The sequence below is a fragment of the Kitasatospora dryopteridis genome, assembly GCF_050749075.1.
In the GTDB taxonomy this organism is placed as follows: domain Bacteria; phylum Actinomycetota; class Actinomycetes; order Streptomycetales; family Streptomycetaceae; genus Kitasatospora.
Window position 1 is genome coordinate 4,489,061 of record NZ_CP192749.1, and the last position, 18,531, is coordinate 4,507,591.

General features: G+C 75.4%; 13 protein-coding genes and 1 pseudogene. 10 read left to right on the forward strand and 4 right to left on the reverse strand.

Features of this window, described 5'->3' with window-relative positions:
• Nucleotides 1-48: 48 nt before the first annotated feature.
• The gene (locus tag ACQ614_RS20515) at nucleotides 49-1,560 is read left to right on the forward strand and encodes an MFS transporter (RefSeq protein ID WP_431679959.1); all 1,512 of its coding nucleotides are present in this window, start codon (nucleotides 49-51) and stop codon (nucleotides 1,558-1,560) included.
• Nucleotides 1,561-1,618: 58 nt separating this feature from the next.
• Here the strand turns inward: ACQ614_RS20515 and ACQ614_RS20520 are convergent.
• Nucleotides 1,619-2,132: pseudogene (locus tag ACQ614_RS20520) on the reverse strand (GNAT family N-acetyltransferase).
• Between the two features lie 62 nt (nucleotides 2,133-2,194).
• Between ACQ614_RS20520 and thpR the strand changes: the two are divergent.
• Complete coding sequence (gene thpR / locus ACQ614_RS20525; protein WP_431679960.1) at nucleotides 2,195-2,788, forward strand: RNA 2',3'-cyclic phosphodiesterase; 594 nt, start codon at nucleotides 2,195-2,197, stop codon at nucleotides 2,786-2,788.
• 16 nt (nucleotides 2,789-2,804) lie between these two features.
• Here the strand turns inward: thpR and ACQ614_RS20530 are convergent, their stop codons facing one another.
• Entirely contained in the window at nucleotides 2,805-4,580 is a 1,776-nt protein-coding gene (locus ACQ614_RS20530; RefSeq protein WP_431679961.1) for a glycoside hydrolase family 35 protein, read from the reverse strand.
• Between the two features lie 84 nt (nucleotides 4,581-4,664).
• On the opposite strand from ACQ614_RS20530, the gene ACQ614_RS20535 reads away from it, so the two are divergent.
• A complete protein-coding gene (locus ACQ614_RS20535) occupies nucleotides 4,665-5,519 on the forward strand; it encodes an AraC family transcriptional regulator (protein ID WP_431679962.1) in 855 nt (284 codons plus the stop codon).
• Between the two features lie 228 nt (nucleotides 5,520-5,747).
• On the opposite strand, the gene serC is transcribed toward ACQ614_RS20535, so the two are convergent.
• Nucleotides 5,748-6,866, reverse strand: a complete 1,119-nt coding sequence (serC, locus tag ACQ614_RS20540) for a phosphoserine transaminase (protein ID WP_431679963.1) — start codon at nucleotides 6,864-6,866, stop codon at nucleotides 5,748-5,750.
• Between the two features lie 119 nt (nucleotides 6,867-6,985).
• Nucleotides 6,986-8,086, reverse strand: coding sequence for a citrate synthase 2 (locus ACQ614_RS20545; RefSeq protein WP_431679964.1), 1,101 nt, complete (start codon nucleotides 8,084-8,086; stop codon nucleotides 6,986-6,988).
• Between the two features lie 400 nt (nucleotides 8,087-8,486).
• Between ACQ614_RS20545 and pdxH the strand changes: the two genes are divergently transcribed.
• From pdxH to ACQ614_RS20580, 7 genes are all read left to right on the forward strand, one after another.
• Entirely contained in the window at nucleotides 8,487-9,110 is a 624-nt protein-coding gene (gene pdxH, locus ACQ614_RS20550) for a pyridoxamine 5'-phosphate oxidase (protein WP_363488863.1), read from the forward strand.
• A 401-nt stretch (nucleotides 9,111-9,511) separates the two neighbouring features.
• Entirely contained in the window at nucleotides 9,512-9,703 is a 192-nt protein-coding gene (gene fxsA, locus ACQ614_RS20555; RefSeq protein ID WP_431679965.1) for an FxSxx-COOH cyclophane-containing RiPP peptide, read from the forward strand.
• A gap of 34 nt (nucleotides 9,704-9,737) precedes the next feature.
• Nucleotides 9,738-12,140 carry an FxsB family cyclophane-forming radical SAM/SPASM peptide maturase gene (locus ACQ614_RS20560; protein ID WP_431679966.1) on the forward strand — a complete coding sequence of 801 codons (2,403 nt, stop codon included), beginning with the start codon at nucleotides 9,738-9,740 and terminating at the stop codon, nucleotides 12,138-12,140.
• Between the two features lie 84 nt (nucleotides 12,141-12,224).
• A complete protein-coding gene (locus ACQ614_RS20565) occupies nucleotides 12,225-12,668 on the forward strand; it encodes a CU044_2847 family protein (RefSeq protein ID WP_431679967.1) in 444 nt (147 codons plus the stop codon).
• Nucleotides 12,669-12,787: 119 nt separating this feature from the next.
• Nucleotides 12,788-14,740, forward strand: coding sequence for a trypsin-like peptidase domain-containing protein (locus ACQ614_RS20570; RefSeq protein WP_431683974.1), 1,953 nt, complete (start codon nucleotides 12,788-12,790; stop codon nucleotides 14,738-14,740).
• Nucleotides 14,741-14,802: 62 nt separating this feature from the next.
• Nucleotides 14,803-15,765, forward strand: a complete 963-nt coding sequence (locus tag ACQ614_RS20575; RefSeq protein ID WP_431679968.1) for an AAA family ATPase — start codon at nucleotides 14,803-14,805, stop codon at nucleotides 15,763-15,765.
• Nucleotides 15,762-18,410 (forward strand): SAV_2336 N-terminal domain-related protein, encoded by a 2,649-nt coding sequence (locus ACQ614_RS20580; protein WP_431679969.1) that lies wholly within the window; start codon nucleotides 15,762-15,764, stop codon nucleotides 18,408-18,410. Before ACQ614_RS20575 ends, ACQ614_RS20580 begins: the two co-directional genes overlap by 4 nt.
• Nucleotides 18,411-18,531 lie beyond the last annotated feature (121 nt).

Below are 18,531 nucleotides of genomic sequence, written 5' to 3' on the forward strand. Positions count from 1 at the left end.
CGCGCGGCGACGCACCTGCCCGTCGCCGCGCCCCGAGGGGAGAACACCTTGACACCGCCGGCCGCAGCCAGCGCCGCCGCCACCCGTACCGACGACCTCACCGCAGAGCCCGCAGCCGACCGCGCTGCGACCGCCGAGAGCCAGGCGCCCGCACCCGTGGGCCTGCCCGGCACCGGCGACGACGACCCCGACGAACGCACCGCGGCGGCCACCACCGCCGCACCCCGCCCCGCAACGGGCAGCCCCACCGGGGCACGCTTCACCCGGCCCGGGGGGATGTTCTCCTCCCTCCGCATCCGCAACTACCGCTACTACTTCGCCGGCCAGGTGGTCTCCAACACCGGCACCTGGATGCAGCGCATCGCCCAGGACTGGCTGGTGCTGAGCCTCACCGGCAGCCCGTTCGCGGTCGGTGTGACCACCGCGATGCAGTTCCTGCCGATGCTGCTGCTGGGTCTGTGGGGCGGCGTCCTCGCCGACCGGCTGCCCAAGCGCCGGCTGCTGCTCGCCACCCAGGGCGCCATGGGCCTGCTCGCCGCCGGCCTCGCCGTACTGACCGTCACCGGCACCGTGACCGCCGGCCTCGTGTACGTCTTCGCGCTGCTGCTCGGCCTGGTCACCGTGGTCGACAACCCGACCCGGCAGGCCTTCGTCAGCGAGATGGTGCCCGCCCGCGACCTGCCCAACGCGGTCAGCCTGAACGCCGCCAACTTCCAGACCGCCCGCCTGGTCGGCCCGGCCGTCGCCGGTCTGCTGATCGCCGCGGTCGGCAGCGGCTGGGCGTTCGCGGTGAACGCACTGTCCTTTGCCGCCGTCATCGGCGGCCTGCTGGCGATGCGGGAGAGCGAACTGCGCCCGACCGCACCGGTCGCCCGGCAGCGCGGCCAGCTCCGCGAGGGCCTGCGCTACGTCCGGGAACGGCCCGAGCTGCTGTGGCCGATGGTGCTGGCCGGCTTCATCGGCACCTTCGGGTTCAACTTCCCGACCCTGCTGTCCGGCTTCGCCTACGACACCTTCCGGGTCGGTGCGGGCGAGTACGGCCTGCTCAACACCGCGATGGCCGTCGGCTCGCTGACCGGTGCTCTGCTGGCCGCGCGGCGCGGCGCCCCCAGGCTGCGCCGGCTGGTCGGCGCCGCCGTGGCCTTCGGCACCCTGGAGGTCCTGGCCGCGTTCGCGCCCGGCTACTGGACCTTCGCGGCCCTGCTCATGCTGATCGGCGTCTTCGGCCTGACCTTCAACACCTCGGTCAACGCCGCCCTCCAGCTGGGCGCCGAGCCCGCCGTCCGCGGCCGGGTGATGGGCCTGCTGGTGCTGGTCTTCACCGGCGGCACCCCGATCGGCGCCCCGCTGGTCGGCTGGGTCACCGCCGCGTACGGGCCGAGGCTCGGCCTGCTCGCCTGCGGCCTGGTGTCGGCCGCCGCCGCGGGCGTGGTCGCCGTGGTACTGGCCCGCGCCGCCGACCTGAAGGTCCGCGTCGACCTGCACCCCGGTGCGGGCGGCCGGGTGGTGGCGGTGGTGCCGCGGACCCTGCCCAGGAAGGACCTCGCCACCGCCTGCTGAGCGGCCCGCCGGCCCGGCTGGCCCGCACCGCGCGGGTGCGGGCCGGCCGGGCCGTGCGTCAGACCCGGATCGCCAGGATCTGCCCCGGCCACGGCCCGCCCGGCTGGGCCGCCTCGAAGGCGTCGGTGGGGGTGAACCCCAGCCGCTCGTACTGGGCGACCAGCTTGCCGTCGTCGCCCGCGTAGCAGTCGACCCGCAGCAGGCCGATGCCGCGGCGGCGGGCCTCCTCGACGGCGTCCGCGACCAGGGCCGCACCGATCCCGGAGCCGGCCCGGCTGCGGTCGGTGACCAGCAGCCGGACGTACAGCTCCCGCTCGCCGGCCGCGGTGGCGTACTCCGGGGCCTCCTCGGCGAGCACGCAGACGCCCACCGTGCGCCCGTCGGCGTCCTCGGCGGCGCGCAGCAGGTGGTCGCCGGCGTAGCGGTGGATGCGCTCCACCGCGGCCCAGGCTCGTCCACGGCTGGTCGCCCCACTGGCCGGTCCGGCCGCGGGCGGCCAGCCAGGCCACCGCGGCGTCGAGCAGGGCGAGGGTGTCGGCCGCGTCCTCGGGGCCTCCCGTTCTGATCTTCATACGGACGGTTCTAGTCGCCGAACACCGCCACGGGAAGGGGGCCTGCGGGGAAGATGGGGCGCATGAGGCTCTTTGTGGCGGTCAACCCGCCGAGTGAGGCGGTGCAGGAACTGGTCGACGCGGCGGCCCCCGTCCGGGAGCTGCCCGGCGCGGAACGGCTGCGCTGGAGCGGCATCGAGGGCTGGCACCTCACCCTGGCCTTCCTCGGGGAGGTACCGGTCACCGACGTCCCCGAACTGGAGGCGGTGCTCGCCCGGACGGCCGGTGAGCACGGCGCGCACCGGCTGCGGCTGGCCGGCGCGGGCACCTTCGGCGACCGGGTGCTGTGGGCGGGCGTGGACGGCGAGGTGTGGGCGCTGCGGCGGCTCGCCGAGGCCGTCCGCGGCGCCGTCGGCGACGTGGGCATCGAGACCGACCAGTACGGCTTCCACCCGCACCTCACGCTGGCCAGGGCCGGGTCGAGCCGCGGCCGCCGCCGCGCCGAGCAGCGGGTGGCCGCCTCCGAACTGCAGCACCTCGCGGCCGGCCTGGACGGCTTCCGCGGGCTGGAGTGGGAGGCCGCCGAGATACACCTCATGCACAGCGAGACCGGCTTCGGCCCCTCCCGCTACCGCAGCCTCGGCACCTGGCCCCTGGCCCGCTGGGAAGCGGCCTGACGGGGTTGCCCGCCCTTCAGCCCAGGTCCGGGGCGGGGCGGAGTTCGACCTTGCGTGGGCGGGCGTCCCCGAGCTCGAGGAGGGCGATCTCGTTGCGGCCCGGGCGCAGCAGCGGCTGCGGGCAGTACAGCGTGGTCTGCGGGCCCCTGACGTCGTACCGGCCCAGCAGGAAGCCGTTCACCCACAGGAGGCCGTGCACGCCGCCCGGTACGGCGAGGAAGGCGTCACCGGTGGACTCCAGGACGAGCACCCCCCGGGCCAGGCGCTCGCCGTCCGCCGCGCCCCCGTCCGCCTCGGGGCCGAACTCCGCGTCCGGCAGCGGGTCCAGCCGCAGTGCCTCGGCCTGCCAGCCGTGCAGGTACTGCCGCTCGTGCCGGACGCCGTCGAGCCCCTTGGTCTCGCCGACCTGCGGGCCGTAGTTGACCCGGCCGAGCGACTCCACCAGCAGTTCCACGGTGACCCCGCCCGGTACGGCCGTTTCCGGCTGCGGGATGCCGCGCTCCAGCGCGGCCGCCCGTACGCCGTCCACCCGGAGCACCGCCCGGTCGCGCAGGCCCTCCACGGTGAGCGGGAGCTCCGGGCGTCCGGCCGGCACCCGGGTGCGGTAGCGGACCAGCCCGTGCTCCAGGCCGAGTTCCTCGAACAGCGGCGGCACCGGGGCGTGGACGGCCTCCCCGAAGGGCAGCGGGGCCGTCTCGGCGAGCTCCACGACCGCCGCCCCCAGCACCGGCGGCAGCTTGGGCAGGGCGGGCTCCCGGTCGTCGAGGAAGCGCGCCTCGTCGGGGTGCGCGGCGGCGAACTCCGCCAGCACCTCGCGGAACAGCGCGAACTTGGCGGTCGGCGCCCCCCGCTCGTCCAGCGGTGCGTCGTAGTCGTAGGAGGTGGTGGCCGGCTGGTACGGCGAGTGCGTCCACCCGGTCGAGTTGAACGGCGGGTCGGCGTGGTTGGCGCCCGCGCCGGTGCCGAAGTTGGTGCCGCCGTGCGCCATGTAGAGGTTGACCGAGCCGCCCGCGGCGAGGATGCGGCGCAGCGTGTCGGCCGCGTCCGCGGCGCCGCGGGTGTGGTGCCGCTCGCCCCAGTGGTCGAACCAGCCGTTCCAGAACTCCATGCAGAACGGCGGGTCATCGGGCCGGTGCCGGTGCAGTGCGGCGAAGGCCTCCTCGGGCGCGGAGCCGAAGTTCACGGTGGCCAGCACGCCGGGCAGCGTCCCGCCGGTCAGCATGTGGTCCTCCGGCCCGTCGGAGGTGAACAGCGGGACGGTCACCCCGCGCCGGACCAGCCCCTCGGCGAGGTGACGCAGGTAGACCGCGTCGCTGCCGAAGGAGCCGTACTCGTTCTCCACCTGCACCATCAGCACGTTCCCGCCGCGGTCCACCTGCCGTTCCACCACGGCCGGCAGCACCTCGTCGAAGTAGGCGTCCACCGCGGCCAGGTACTCCGGGTCGGAGGTCCTGGCCCGCCGCCCCACCCGGGCGGTGAGCCAGCCGGGCAGCCCGCCGTTGTCCCACTCGGCGCAGATGTACGGGCCGGGCCGGACGATCGCCCACAGCCCCTGCCGTGCCGCCTCGTCCAGGAAGGCGCCCAACTCGGCCGTCCGCCCGAACCTGCCGGGCGCGGGTTCGTGGAGGTTCCACGGGACGTACGTCTCCACGGTGTTCAGGCCCATCGCGCGGACGGCGGCCAGCCGCTGCGGCCACTGCTCGGGGCGGGTGCGGAAGTAGTGCACGGCACCCGACAGGATGCGCAGCGGGCGGCCGTCGAGCCGGAACCCGGCCCGGTCGTAGGTCAGCATGCCCACCAGCCTGCAGGAACGCTCCGCCCCCGGCCATGGACAAAACCCGGTGAGGTGTTGGACTGTCGTCGCCGGAGGTGAGCGGTGCAGCGCTGGTGGCACTACCTGACACCCGGCCCGGCCCAGGCGGCGACCGGGCTGGCCTGCCTGGGCGTCGGCATGCAGCGCGGCCGGCTGCCCGTGGTCGGCCCGCGCACCCTGGACCGCTGGGTCGCGGTCGTGGTCACCTCCGGCAGCGGCTGGTACACCGCCCGGGACGGCTCCCGCCGCCCGGTGGCGGCGCCCTCGGTGCTGTGGCTGCGGCCCGGTGTGCCGCACCACTACGCGCCGGACGGCGGCGGCTGGTCCGAGTCCTTCGTCGACTTCACCGGCCCCGGCCTCGCCGGCTACGCCGAGCTCGGCCTGCTGCCGCAGGAGGACCTCGTCCCGCTGCTCGCCGCCGACTCCGCCCAGCGGGTGGTCGCCCGGATCGCCGGGGCCTGCCGCCGCGGCGGCCCGCTGGTCGACGCCGAGGCCGGCGCGGCGGTGCACGAGCTGCTGGTCGAGCTGCACCGGCAGCGGGCCGACCTGGACCCGCGCGGAGCGCCCGTGCTGGAGGCGCTGCGCCGGGACGCCTTCCTGCCGCTGCCGGTCGCCGAGCACGCCCGCCGGGCGGGGCTGACGGTGGCCGGGCTGCGGCGTGCGGTCCGTGCCGTGGGGGAGGCCGGGCCGAAGGAGTACCTGCTGGCGGTGCGGCTCAGCGAGGCGAAGCTGCTGCTGGCGGCGGGGGAGCTGCCGGTGGCGGCGGTGGCCCGCCGGGTCGGCTACCCGGACCCGGCCTACTTCACCCGGCTCTTCACCCGCCGGGTCGGGGTGGCCCCGTCGGTCTTCCGCGAGCGGGAGTACCGCGGCGGGCTGCCGCCCCGGGCCGGTACCGAGGGGCTCCGGACGACCGACTAACCTCGAAGCGTGGACCCGAAGACTCGCATGCGGATCGTGACCGGCGCGCTGGTGTTGCTGCTCGTAGTGGTGATCGTCAGCTCGCTCGTCCGGAAGTGACCTGCGCCCAAGGACGGCCCCGGCGGCCTTCGACGGCTCCGGAAGCCCTGACACCGGACGGCCCCGGCACCGGACGGCGAAGGGCCACCGCCTGCCGGCGGTGGCCCTTCGGTCCCGTTGCGGCAGCGGTCAGAGCTGCTCGACCACGTAGTCGATGCAGGCGGTGAGCGCCTGGACGTCCGCCGGGTCGACGGCCGGGAACATCGCGATGCGCAGCTGGTTGCGGCCCAGCTTGCGGTACGGCTCGGTGTCGACGATGCCGTTGGCGCGCAGCGCCTTGGCGATCGCGGCGGCGTCGATCGAGTCGTCGAAGTCGATGGTGCCGACGACCTGCGAGCGCTCCTCGGCCTTGGCGACGAACGGCTGCGCGAAGGAGGACTTCTCGGCCCAGGAGTACAGGATCGAGGAGGACTCGGCGGTGCGGGCCACCGCCCACTCCAGGCCGCCGTTGCCGTTCAGCCAGTCCAGCTGCTCGGCGAGCAGGAAGAGCGTGCTGATCGACGGGGTGTTGTAGGTCTGGTCCTTCGACGAGTTGTCGATCGCCGTCGGCAGGTCGAAGAACGGCGGGATGTAGCGGCCGGAGCCGGCGATCTCGGCGGCGCGCTCCAGGGCGGCCGGGGAGAAGGTGGCCAGCCACAGGCCGCCCTCGCTGGCGAAGGACTTCTGCGGGGCGAAGTAGTAGACGTCGGTCTCGGTGATGTCGACCGGCAGGCCGCCGGCGCCCGAGGTGGCGTCGACCAGGACCAGCGAGCCGGCGTCCGCGCCCTCGGGGCGGCGGATCGGCATGGCGACACCGGTGGAGGTCTCGTTGTGGGTCAGGGCGTAGACGTCCACGCCCGCCTCGGCGACCGGCAGCGGGTGGGTGCCCGGCTCGGTCTTGATCACGGACGGCTCGGCCAGCCACGGGGCGGCCTTGACCGAGGAGGCGAACTTGGAGGAGAACTCGCCGAAGTTCAGGTGCTGGGACTTCTCGCGCACCAGACCGAAGGCGGCGATGTCCCAGAACGCGGTGGAACCGCCGTTGCCGAGCACCACCTGGTAGCCCTCGGGGAGGGAGAAGAGGCTGCTCACACCCTCGCGGACGCGCTTGACCACGTTCTTGACCGGGGCCTGGCGGTGGGAGGTTCCCAGCAGGGAGGTTCCGGTGGCGGCGAGGGCACTCAGGGCCTCGGGGCGCACCTTGGACGGACCGCAGCCGAAACGGCCGTCTGCGGGCTTGATGTCAGCGGGGATCTGGATCTGGGCCACGGCGGCAGCCTACTGCCCCGGGGGGTGGTACGGGGGCGGACGTCCGCCCGCTGAGATGTGATCCCCGCCCCTTCCGGGCGGGCCCGGGGATGCCCGAACCCGCCCGGAAGGGCGATTCGTCAGTGTGCGATCGAGTCGTAGCCCTCGACGTCGTGCGGGCTGCGCGGGCCGGGGCCGATGTAGCGCGCGGAGGGGCGCACGAGCCGGCCGGTGCGCTTCTGCTCCAGGATGTGCGCTGACCAGCCGGCGGTGCGGGCGCAGGTGAACATCGAGGTGAACATGTGCGCCGGGACCTCGGCGAAGTCCAGCATGATCGCGGCCCAGAACTCCACGTTGGTGGCGAGCACGCGGTCGGGGCGGCGGTTGTGCAGCTCCTCCAGCGCGGCCTTCTCCAGCGCCTCGGCGATCTCGAAGCGCGGGGCGCCGAGCTCCTTGGCGGTGCGGCGCAGCACGCGGGCGCGCGGGTCCTCGGCGCGGTAGACGCGGTGGCCGAAGCCCATCAGGCGCTCGCCCTTGTCCAGCGCCTTCTTCACGTAGCCGACGGCGTCGCCGGTGCGCTCGATCTCCTCGATCATGCCGAGCACGCGGGACGGTGCACCGCCGTGCAGCGGGCCGGACATCGCGCCGACCGCGCCGGAGAGCGCGGCGGCGACGTCGGCGCCGGTGGAGGCGATGACGCGGGCGGTGAAGGTGGAGGCGTTCATGCCGTGCTCGGCGGCGGACGTCCAGTAGGCGTCGACGGCCTTGACGTGGCGGGGGTCGGGCTCGCCGCGCCAGCGGATCATGAACCGCTCGACGACGGTCTCGGCCTTGTCGATCTCGCGCTGCGGCACCATCGGCAGCCCCTGGCCGCGGGCCGACTGGGCGACGTAGGAGAGCGCCATCACGGCGGCCCGGGCGAGGTCGTCGCGGGCCTGCTCGGCGGAGATGTCGAGCAGCGGCTTGAGGCCCCAGACCGGGGCGAGCATGGCGAGCGCGGACTGCACGTCGACCCGGATGTCGCCGGAGTGCACCGGGATCGGGAACGGCTCGGCGGCGGGCAGGCCGGGGTTGAACTTGCCGTCCACCAGCAGGCCCCACACGTGGCCGAAGGAGACGTGGCCCACCAGGTCGTCGATGTCCACGCCGCGGTAGCGCAGCGCGCCGCCCTCACGGTCGGGTTCGGCGATCTCGCTCTCGAAGGCGACGACACCTTCGAGCCCTGGTACGAAGTCGGACATCAGACGGCTCCTTCAATGATCCGATCCGGCGGGCCGCAGTGAGTGGTGCGGCGGGCCGGGTGACCGCGGGTGGGTTGGCACTCGGTGTCAGCCTTGCAGGCACGGCGTGCATTGCGCCATACACCACGACGGTGATGTTTCCCCCATGGGAGCGCTCGACCCTCCGGTGTCCGACGCCGTCGGCGGACACCCGGGGGAAAACCGGTTCATACCGGACGATTCCCGGGGTTGTGGCAGGCCAAGCGATGGCGGGACACCTTAACTCCCCCTGCGGTTTGCCGGGACGCAGCCGCCCGCAACGCTTGTCGTACGGGATGATGTTGCCGTGCCTACCGCGGAACGACCCCCGACTGCCCTGACCGCGCCGACCGAACCCCGGCCGGGCCCGGACCTGACCGTCATGCGCAAGCACTACCAGCACGAAGGGCTGGCGGAGGGCGATCTGGCGGCGGACCCGGTGACCCAGTTCACCCGGTGGTTCCACGAGGCGGACGAGGCGGGCGTGGTCGAGCCCAACGCGATGGTGCTCTCCACGGCGGACGCGGCCGGCCGGCCCAGCTCCCGCACCGTCCTGCTCAAGGGGTTCGACCTCCGCGGCTTCGTCTTCTTCACCAACTACGGATCGCGCAAGGGTGCCGAACTCGCCGTCAACCCGCAGGCCTCGCTGCTCTTCCCGTGGATCGAGCTGGCCCGGCAGGTGATCGTCTGCGGCCGCGTCGAGAAGGTCGGCCGGGACGAGACCGCCGCCTACTTCCGCACCCGCCCGCACGGCTCCCAGCTCGGCGCCTGGGCCAGCGAGCAGTCCAGCCCGGTGGCCGGCCGCGAGGTCCTGGAACAGCGCTACGCCGACCTGGCCGCCCGCTACCCCGAGGGCGAGGGCGTCCCCGTCCCCCCGTTCTGGGGCGGCTACCGCGTCGTGCCCGAGACGGTCGAGTTCTGGCAGGGCCGGGAGAACCGGCTCCACGATCGTCTGTTCTTCGTCGCGGAGAGTGACGGCTGGCGCGTCGAGCGTCTGTGCCCCTGACGTCGCCCACGGCCCGGCATGTGCCGGGCGGACATGCCTGCGGCCCATCGGAAACCGCCACACGGGTGAAGTTTGGATTACGGCCGGGGCGGGCATCCTGCGGCCTCCGCGGCCGCTCGCGCCGGCACGCCGAAACGATCCGGCAGAACTGCCCGGCCCCTGACCAGCCAGGACTTGGCGCCCTCCGGTGGGCGGAGCCCGTCCGCCGGGTCCCGCAGGAGCCCCGCCGGGGTCCCGCCGTGCACCTTCTCGGCGCAGTCCGTGCGTGAGTTGAGCATCGGGTCGAGACCACGGCGAGTACTGTGGCCGCAAGTGTCGTGCCACAGCGGTCGGCTGCCTCGATCCCCGTGGCCCGTTCCATGACTGTCGGTCACTTTTTCATTTACCAGAAGGCGCCCATCATGCCGACCTCTCTCTCCTCCGCGGCTACGATCGAGCTGACGGACAATCGGGCCGAATCCGCACGCGGTCGTGCCTCCCTCGCCGAACTCGCCGCCCTCGATGCCGACGAACTGGTCGCCCAGCTGGAGCGGGCGCTTCCCGATGTCGCAGCCCGGCAGGTTCCGGTGGCCGCCTTCCAGTCGTCGATCTGAGCCAGGGTCCCGCGCCGCCTACCGACCGACCGCCATGGCACACCGCCCATTACCCTTCAGCCAGTTCGTGCTCAAGGTGCACAGTCGCTGCGATCTCGCCTGCGACCACTGCTACGTGTACGAGCACGCCGATTCCAGCTGGCGTGGCCTCCCCAGGGCCACAGGTACGGAGGTGCTGGCCGCCACGGCCGCGAGGATCGGCGACCATGCGCGGGCCCACTCCCTGCCCGCCGTGCACGTCGTGCTGCACGGCGGGGAACCCCTGCTGGCGGGACCGGCGCTGCTGCGCAGGGCCGCCGAGGAACTGCACCGGGCGCTGCCGGACGGCTGCGCCCTCGACCTGCGGATCCACACCAACGCGGTGCTCCTGAGTACCGCGTTCCTCGATCTCTTCGCCGAGTACGGCATCAAGGTCGGCGTCTCCCTGGACGGCGACCTGGCCGCCAACGACCGGCACCGCCGCTTCGCCGACGGCCGTTCCAGCCACGCCAAGGTCCTCAAGGCCCTGGAGCTGCTGCGCCGCCCCGAGTACCGGCACCTCTACGCCGGCCTGCTCTGCACCGTCGACGTCGAGAACGACCCGATCGCCGTGTACGAGGCGCTCCTCGCCGAGGCGCCGCCGCGGATCGACTTCCTGCTCCCGCACGCCACCTGGGACACCCCGCCGCCGCGGCCGGAGCGGCTCGGCCCGCACCCCTACGCCGACTGGCTGCTGGCGATCCACGAGCGGTGGAGCGCCGACGGCCGCCCGGTGCCGGTGCGGACCTTCGACTCGATCCACCGCACCCTGCGCGGCCGCTCCAGCCTCACCGAGTCCCTCGGGCTCGACCCCGCCGACCTCGTCGTCATCGAGACCGACGGCAGCTTCGAGCAGGCCGACAGCCTCAAGACCGCCTACGACGGCGCCCCGGCCACCGGCTTCACCGTGTTCGAGCACACCCTCGACCAGGTCGCCGACCACCCCGGCATGCGCGAACGCCAGTCCGGCCTGGCCGGACTGGCCGAGCAGTGCCGGGCCTGCCCCGTCGTCCGCTCCTGCGGCGGCGGTCTCTACGCCCACCGCTGGCGCACCGGCGGCAGCGGTTTCGCCAACCCCTCGGTCTTCTGTGGAGACCTGATGCGTCTCATCACCACCGTCCGCGACCGGATCGGTCCGGCCGCCACCGTGCCCGCCCAGGCCGCGCCCACCGAAGCGGACCTGACGGACGAACAGTTCGACCAGCTGGCCTCGGGCCACGGGGACCGCGCCACCGTCGACGCCCTGGCCGCCGCCCAGCTCGGGCTCACCCGGCGGATGGTCGCCGCGCTCGCCGACGGCCGCCCCGACGCCTGGCAGCTGCTCGCCGAGCTGGACGGCCGTGCCCCGCAGGTCCTCGACGCCGTCCTCGGCCACCCCTACACACGCGCCTGGGCGGCCCGCTGCCTGCGCGGCGAACGCGGCGCCGACCTCGGCGGCCTGGCCGAACTGGCCGCCGCCGCGGCACTGCGCGCCCGCGTCGAGGTCGACCTCCCGGTCCCCGTCCGCGACGGCGCCGTGCATCTGCCCACCCTCGGCAGGCTCGTCGTCGGCGGCGCCGGCGAGGCCCGGCTCACCGGCAGCGCCGAGGGCTTCACCGTCCGCGGCACGACCGTCGGGTGGGACACCCCGGCGGGCGGGGCCTGGCAGCCCGTCCGCAGGGTCGCCCTGCCGGGCTGGACGGTCGCCCTGGAGGACACCGACCCGCAGCGGGACAGCCACCAGTGGCCGGTCGCCGAACGGCTCTCCGACGACGAGCTGCTCGGCTGGACAGGTGCCCTGCGGGAGGCCTGGGAGCTCGTCGGCCGCGACCTGCCCGGATACGCGCCCGGCCTCGCCGCCGGCCTCGGCACCGTCACCCCGCTGCGCCCCGGCCCGGACGGCCGGGACGTCAGCGCCGCCGCCCGGCAGGCCTTCGGTGCCGTCGGCATCGCCCGCCCGGCCACCGCGCCGATCCTGGCACTGCTGCTCGTCCACGAGTTCCAGCACGTCAAGCTGGGCGCCGTGCTTGACCGGCACGAGCTCTTCGACCCCGAGGACGAGCGGCTCTACCACGCGCCGTGGCGGCCCGACCCCCGGCCGCTGGAAGGGCTGCTGCAGGGCACCTACGCGCACCTCGCGGTGACCGAGTTCTGGGGCACCCGGGTGCGGGCGTACGACGGGCTGGCCGGTGCGGCCGGCGACCGGGCCCGGCTCCAGTTCGCGCTCTGGCGCTCGCACACCGCCACCGCGGTCGAGACCCTGGCCGCCTCCGGCTCGCTCACGAGGCTCGGAGAGCGCCTCGCCGACGGCATGCGCCGTGCCGTCCGGCCCTGGCTGGACGTGCCGGTCGGCCGCTCGGCCGAGGCCGCCGCCCGGGCCGAGGCCACCTCCGCCCTGACCGCCTGGGAGGCCAGGACCGTGGCGTCCGAACGTATTTGACGATCAGTCAATGCGATCTCCGGGCAGGCGGGAAAATCCCGGAACCACCGGCCGCGGCGGGCGGCCGGTGGCACAGTGAGGGGCATGGCCGGATTCACTGAAGTGGTGTTGGGGGACGGCACTTCCGTCCTGCTGGAGGTCTTCGACCTGGAGCCGCAGGGCCCCGGCGCGGACGACGACGACCTGCCCGACGGAGCCGGGGAGGTCGTCGCCGTGGGACGCCTCCGGGACGCCACCCGGACCACCGGCCAGGCACTGCGCGACGCGCTGCAGCCGCTCGGGGGTGTGCTCGACCTGGTGCACGGAGCCGTCCGGTCCGCGGCGCGGCCGCCCCAGGAGGTCGAGGTCGAGTTCGGGGTGAAACTCAGCAAGGACCTCCGGCTGGGGATCGTGTCCGCCGGGGCGGAGGCGGCCCTGACCGTCCGGGCCACCTGGAGGACGGGCGGGCCGGCCGCCGCGGTGCCCGCTCAGGGCTCTGCCCCCGACGAGGGAATCCCGGCCGCCGCCCGGGAAGGAACCGAGCCCTGACCGCAGCCGCCGGTCCGGTCTGGCTCCCCGCCCCGGGCGGCGACCCGGACGGGGCCGTCAAGAGCGCCCACGTCGCGCTCTACAGCGCCGCTCGCCGCAAGGCGAGCGGCGGCGGTCTGCTGGTGGCCGGCGACCGCGTCATCACCTGTGCGCACGTGGTCAACCTGGCGCTCGGCCGGCAGACCTTCGAGCAGCGGCCGCCGGACGAGGCCGACGGTGCCGTCGTGGGGCTGCAGGCCGCGCTGCCCGGCCGCGGGGCGCCGCGGCGGCTGCGGGTGGCGCTCGAGCACTGGTTCCCTCCCCGCCGCAGTACCGGCGAACCCGCCGTTGCGGGCGACGCGGAGTGGGCCGACGACCTCGCCGTGCTCCGCCTGCTCGATCCCGTCCCGGACGGCCCGACCGGCCCCGGCCTGGGTGACCACCGGCTCGGCCCGTCCGCCTTCGCCTGGTTCGGCAGCGGAGCCCTGAGCAGCGTCGCCGCCGTCCTCGTCCAGGGGGTCACCGACCGCTGGCTCGTCCTCGACACGCCCGGCTCCTCCCAGAGCCTGGTCGAGGGGTTCAGCGGGAGCCCGCTGTGGGACCGCGAGCAGCAGCGGGTCGTCGGCCTCGTGGTGAGCCGCCGCGGCGAGAGGGCCTTCGCCGTTCCGGCCCGGGCCATCACCGCGCGCCTCCCCTGGCTTGCCGTCACCGCACCCTCCGACGGCCCCCGGACACCGCCGGAGCCGTACCGGGACCATCTGCTCGATTTGGTGCGGCGGATCCTCCCGACGGCCGCCGCACGCCTTGATGCAGCCGCCGAACTGCTCAGTGAACTCGGCTCGCGGCAGCGGCCGGAGGGCGAGGCACCCGATCCGGAGTGGTTCGTCCGCACGGCGGCGGCGGACAGCCACGGCACCGCCACGCTGACGGCCGTCCTGGCGGCCCGGGTCGCCGCGCCCGAGGACCGCGCCCTGCTCCAGGCCCGGGCCGTGCTGGCCGCCCCGGACGAACTGCTGACCGCACGGGAGTACCGCCGGCTGCTGGAACTGCTCGCCGACCATCCCGGCCGCCCCAGCGCCCTGGCCGCCCGCGCCCTGCCGCTCGGCCCGCTCTGGGAGGACCTCGACTGGCCGGTGCTGATCGGGCACCTCGAGGGCTACCGCCCGCGGCCGGGGTCGCTCCCGAGCCTCCTCCGGGTGGTCGAGGCCGCCGCCCGGGAGGCCGCCGGCACCGCCGCCGACGCCCTGCGCGACTGGAACGACGCGGTCGCCGCCAGGCTCGGCCTGGCGGCCGCGCTCGCCGAGCAGCGCACCCTCGCCGCCGAGGCCGTGCGGGCCGCACCGCCGGGGCGCGGTGTTCCGGCACCGGTCGTCCAGCTCCAGCTCTGGCGGACGGGCACCGCGGACGCCTTCGGCGCGATCCTCCAGGAGCGCGCCGCCGACGGCACCGTCCGCCGCCGGATCTGCCACGACACACCCGTCGCCCGCTCCGTCGTGCAGGAGCAGCTCGCCGACCTGCTCGCCGAGGCCGTCCGGGGCAGCAGCCCCGGCACACTGCCCACCGTCGAGGTGTTCGTCCAGCGGGACCAGCTGGACCTGGACGTCGACCGGTGGGTGTACCGGCCGGACGAGCTCTTCCCGGGCGTGCTCGGCGAGGACTTCCAGGTGGTGCTCCGCTGCCCCGAGCTCCGCCGTCCCGAGTACTGGCCCGAGCTGCGCTACCGCTGGCAGGTCCGCCACACCGGGCACGTCCTGGCCCAGGAACGGCGGGAACCGACGGTCCAGGAGCGCGGCAGGCCTCGGCCGGTGGCCGGCGTGGCGCTGTGCGGGTCCCCGGCGGACACCTCGGTGCTGCGCGCCATAGCGCTCGCGGTCGGCGTGCCCGCCGTCGTCTGGCCCCGCCCCGCGGCCGGCCGGGACGCACCGCGCTTCCTGCGCGAGCTGGCGTCCGGGCTGACGGCCGCCCAACTGCCGCGTGCGGTGTACGAAGCCAGGCTCGCGGCCGCCGGCGGCGGGCCGGGCCGGCACCTCGCCCTGGTCTACGACGGCCCCGACGGGCTCCCCCCGGTCCTGCCCCTCGGCGACCCCGGCTGAGCCCGCCGTCGCCCCGCCGCCCGCACCCGTGCCACCACCCGCGAGCAGGAAGAAAGGCCACGATGAACGACGAGACCAGCGACTGGCGCCTCTACCGCGGCGACCGGGTGCGCCGCTCCGCAACCCTGCCGCCGCCCCCGCCGTGGCGGTGCTTCGCCGGTGGCACGGCAGCCCGCGGTGCCGAGTACCACATCGGCCCGGAGGAGGCGGACGTCGTGAACGCCGCCCTGCACCTGCGGCGCCCGCTGCTGGTCACCGGCCCTCCCGGCACCGGCAAGTCCTCGCTCGCCCACTCCGTCGCCCACGAGCTCGGACTCGACGCACCGCTGCGCTGGGACGTCAACAGCCGGACGGTGCTCGCCGACGGGCTGTACCGCTACGACGCGGTCGGCCGGCTCCGGGACGCCGGCACCGCCGGCCGGACCGGTGACGCGCCCGGCATCGGCGACTACGTCCGGCTCGGGCCGCTCGGCACCGCGCTGGCCACGGGGGTCCCGGGCCGTCCGCGCGTCCTGCTGGTCGACGAACTCGACAAGGGGGACATCGACCTGCCCAACGACCTCCTGGTGGTGTTCGAGGAGGGCGAGTTCCACATCCCCGAACTCGCCCGGCTCGGGCCGGACCGGGCGGAGGTGCAGGTCATGGTCGAGGGCTCGCTCGACCGGCACACCGTCCGCCACGGCAGGGTGGCCTGCGCGGAGTTCCCGGTCACGGTGCTCACCAGCAACGGCGAGCGCGACTTCCCGCCGGCCTTCCTGCGCCGCTGCATCAGGCTCGACCTCAAGCCGCCCACCGGCGACCGGCTCCGCGACATCGTCGGCGCCCACCTCGGCGCGGAGGGCCTGGCGGTGGCCGAGGACCTGATCGAGTCCTTCCTCGACCGCCGGGACACCGGCCGGGCCGTGCTGGCCACCGACCAGCTCCTGAACGCCGTCCACCTACGGCTCGGCGGCGCCGACCTCGACCGCGCGCACCTCGACGCCGCCGTCCTGCGCTCGCTGGACGAGGGCGGACTGCCCGGATGAACGGGCGCCCCGGCCCCGGCCGCCTCGGCGCGGCCCTCACGGCGGCCGGCATCGACGCGACCGCCCGGGAACTCGCCGAGGTGCTGTGGCTGGCCGAGCGGATGGGCCCGCCCGCGGCCCGGCCCGCCGATCCCGGCGTGCCGCCCCCGCCGCCGTCCCGGCTGCCCCCGCCGGGACCGGACGGGGACCACCCGCCGACACCGCCACCGGGCAGCGGCGACGTCTACGCGGCCGCCGGAACGGTCGCCGCGGGCGTGGCCGCGGCCCCCGTCCTCGTCCGCTCCGCCCGGGCCCTGCCCGGCCAGCGCCGGATCGTCCGGGCACTGCGGCCGCTGCGCAGGACGGTCCCGTCCCTGCGGGACGAGGAACCGGACGAGCAGGCCACCGCCGACCTCGTCGCCGAGACCGGACGGCCCGACCTCGCCCTGCGCCCCCGGCGGGAGCGCTGGCTCGACCTCACCCTGGTCGTCGACGACGGCCTGTCGATGGAACTCTGGACGGACCTCGCGGACGAGCTGCGGACACTGCTCGCCGGTGCCGGGCTCTTCCGCCGGATGCGCTGCCACGGCCTCGACACCCGCCACCCCGGCGGACCGCGGCTGAAACCCCGCCCGTTCGGCAGCGCCACCGCCCCGGCGGCGCCCCGCAGCGGCCTGCCGGCCGACGGCCGGGGCATGGTCCTGGTGCTGTCCGACACCGTCGGCACCGCCTGGCGGGACGGCCGGATGGACCCGCTGCTGTCCGCCTGGGCCCGGAGCTGTCCCACGGCCGTCCTGCAGCCGCTGCCGCAGCGCCTGTGGCCGGGCACGGGACTGCCCACCTCCGCCCGTCGGCTGCAGGCCGACCGGCCCGGCGGCCCCAACACCGGATGGCGGGCGACGGACCCGCTGCTGCCGCTCGACCTGGCACCGCCCGGCGGGGTGCCCGTGCCCGTCCTGGAACTCGGGCCCGTCCACCTCGCGGCCTGGACCGCCCTGGTCACCGGCGGCACAGCGGTGCTGAGGGTCGCCGAGGCCGGCGCCCCCCGGGTGGCCGCGCCCCCCGGGCCGCATCCCGAGGCTGCCGGGCCGGCCCCGGACATGGCCGCCCGACTGGCGCTCTTCCGTGCCGCCGCCTCGCCGGAGGCGTTCCTGCTGGCCGGCCACCTGGCCGCGGTGAGCCCGCTCACCCTGCCGGTGATGCGTCTGGTGCAGCGCGCCGTGCTGCGCGGCCGGGCGGCACCCGCCCAGCTGGCCGAGGTGATGCTCGGCGGCCTCCTGCGGCGCAGCCCGGTGGAGGGGGCGGACGAGGCCGGCGGGCCGCGGCGTTACGACTTCCGGGCCGGTGTGCGGGAGCTGCTGCTCGACTCGCTGCCCGCCCGGGCCGCCCTGGACACCGCCGCGCTGGTCGGCGAGGTGATGCACCACCAGGAGCCGCAGGGCCGGTACGCGCCGGCGCTCCTGGCCGACACGGCCGGCACCCGGGGGTTGCCGCCCGGCGCGGCCGCCTTCGCCGGAGCCGGTGCGCCGCTGCTCGCCCGCTTCGTGCCGGCGGCGGACGGCGGACCGATCACCGACCTGCCGTTCGGCACGCTGGCCGGGCACGACCCGCAGCTGGCCGCCGACGTCGCCGCCGGCCGTTGGGCCGAGGCGGTGGCCCGCGGCGAGGAGGTACTGGAGCGGCTGCTCGCCGCCCACGGCCCCGGCAGTCCCGAGGTGCTGGCCGGGCGGTTCGACCTCGCCGAGTGGATCGGCGAGGCGGGGGCACCGCACAACGCCCGGCGGCTCCTCCGCCAGCTGCACGCCGACCTTGCCGGACGCCTCGGCCCGGACCATCCGCGGTTGCTCCGCCTGCGGGCGGCGGTCGCCGAATGGACCGGCCGGTCGGGGGAGTGGACGCAGGCCGCCGACGGCTACCGCGAGCTGCTGGTCGACCAGGAGCGGCTGCTCGGCCGCGACCACCCGGACTGCCTCCACAGCCGCGCCAGGATCGGATTCTGGCTCGCCCACGGCGGCTCCCGGGACGCGGCCGTGGACGTGTTCGCAGACCTGCTGCCCCGACAGCTGCGGGTGCGCGGGGCGGATCACCGGGAGACCCTGCGCACCCGGGCCAACCTCGCCTCGCTGACGGGCCTGCGCGGTGAGACCGACACGGCACTGCGGCTCTGGCGGGAGCTGTTCCCCGCCGTCCGCCGGGCGTTCGGTCCCGACGACCAGCTCACCCTGGCCACCGAGGCGGAGATCGGCCACTGGACGGGCGTCGCCGGGGACCCGGCCGCCGCGCTCCGGATGATCTCCGCCGTCCTCCCGCGCCTCGCCGCCGCATTCGGCCCCGCCCATGCGACGCCCTACGGATTCCGGCGCCGGCTCGCGCAGTGGACGGGGGAGTCGGGCGACGCGGAGGGCGCGGTCGAACTGCTCGGCGAGCTGCTGGGTGAACTCGGCCGCTGGCTGACGCCCGAGCACCCGACCTTCCTCAGTTGCCGGGGCGACCACGCCTACTGGACGGCCCGCCTGGGCGACCGGGAGGAGGGCCTGGGCCGACTGAGGGAGCTGCTCCCCGAGCTGGAGAGCGTCCTCGGTCACGACGACCCGTACACCCGCTGGGCGCGGGACGCCGTCGCCGAGCTGGAGGGCGCCGGGCCGGGGGACGGGGCCGACGGGTGAGGCGAACGGATGCTTCCGTCCGGGTGACTTTTCCGGGTTCCGGAGATGAACGCGGCTGGTCGAAGCGGGACAGGTGGGGATCCCTTCCTTCCGAGTGGGTTTATGACGCCGAATCAGCACT

What these genes read in the sequence shown, in the direction of transcription:
- thpR (WP_431679960.1), top strand. Translation starts at nt 2,195, where the DNA reads ATGAGGCTCTTTGTGGCGGTCAACCCGCCGAGTGAGGCGGTGCAGGAA.
- ACQ614_RS20530 (WP_431679961.1), bottom strand. Translation starts at nt 4,580, where the DNA reads ATGCTGACCTACGACCGGGCCGGGTTCCGGCTCGACGGCCGCCCGCTG.
- ACQ614_RS20545 (WP_431679964.1), bottom strand. Translation starts at nt 8,086, where the DNA reads ATGTCCGACTTCGTACCAGGGCTCGAAGGTGTCGTCGCCTTCGAGAGC.
- pdxH (WP_363488863.1), top strand. Translation starts at nt 8,487, where the DNA reads ATGCGCAAGCACTACCAGCACGAAGGGCTGGCGGAGGGCGATCTGGCG.
- fxsA (WP_431679965.1), top strand. Translation starts at nt 9,512, where the DNA reads ATGCCGACCTCTCTCTCCTCCGCGGCTACGATCGAGCTGACGGACAAT.
- ACQ614_RS20560 (WP_431679966.1), top strand. Translation starts at nt 9,738, where the DNA reads ATGGCACACCGCCCATTACCCTTCAGCCAGTTCGTGCTCAAGGTGCAC.
- ACQ614_RS20565 (WP_431679967.1), top strand. Translation starts at nt 12,225, where the DNA reads ATGGCCGGATTCACTGAAGTGGTGTTGGGGGACGGCACTTCCGTCCTG.
- ACQ614_RS20575 (WP_431679968.1), top strand. Translation starts at nt 14,803, where the DNA reads ATGAACGACGAGACCAGCGACTGGCGCCTCTACCGCGGCGACCGGGTG.
- ACQ614_RS20580 (WP_431679969.1), top strand. Translation starts at nt 15,762, where the DNA reads ATGAACGGGCGCCCCGGCCCCGGCCGCCTCGGCGCGGCCCTCACGGCG.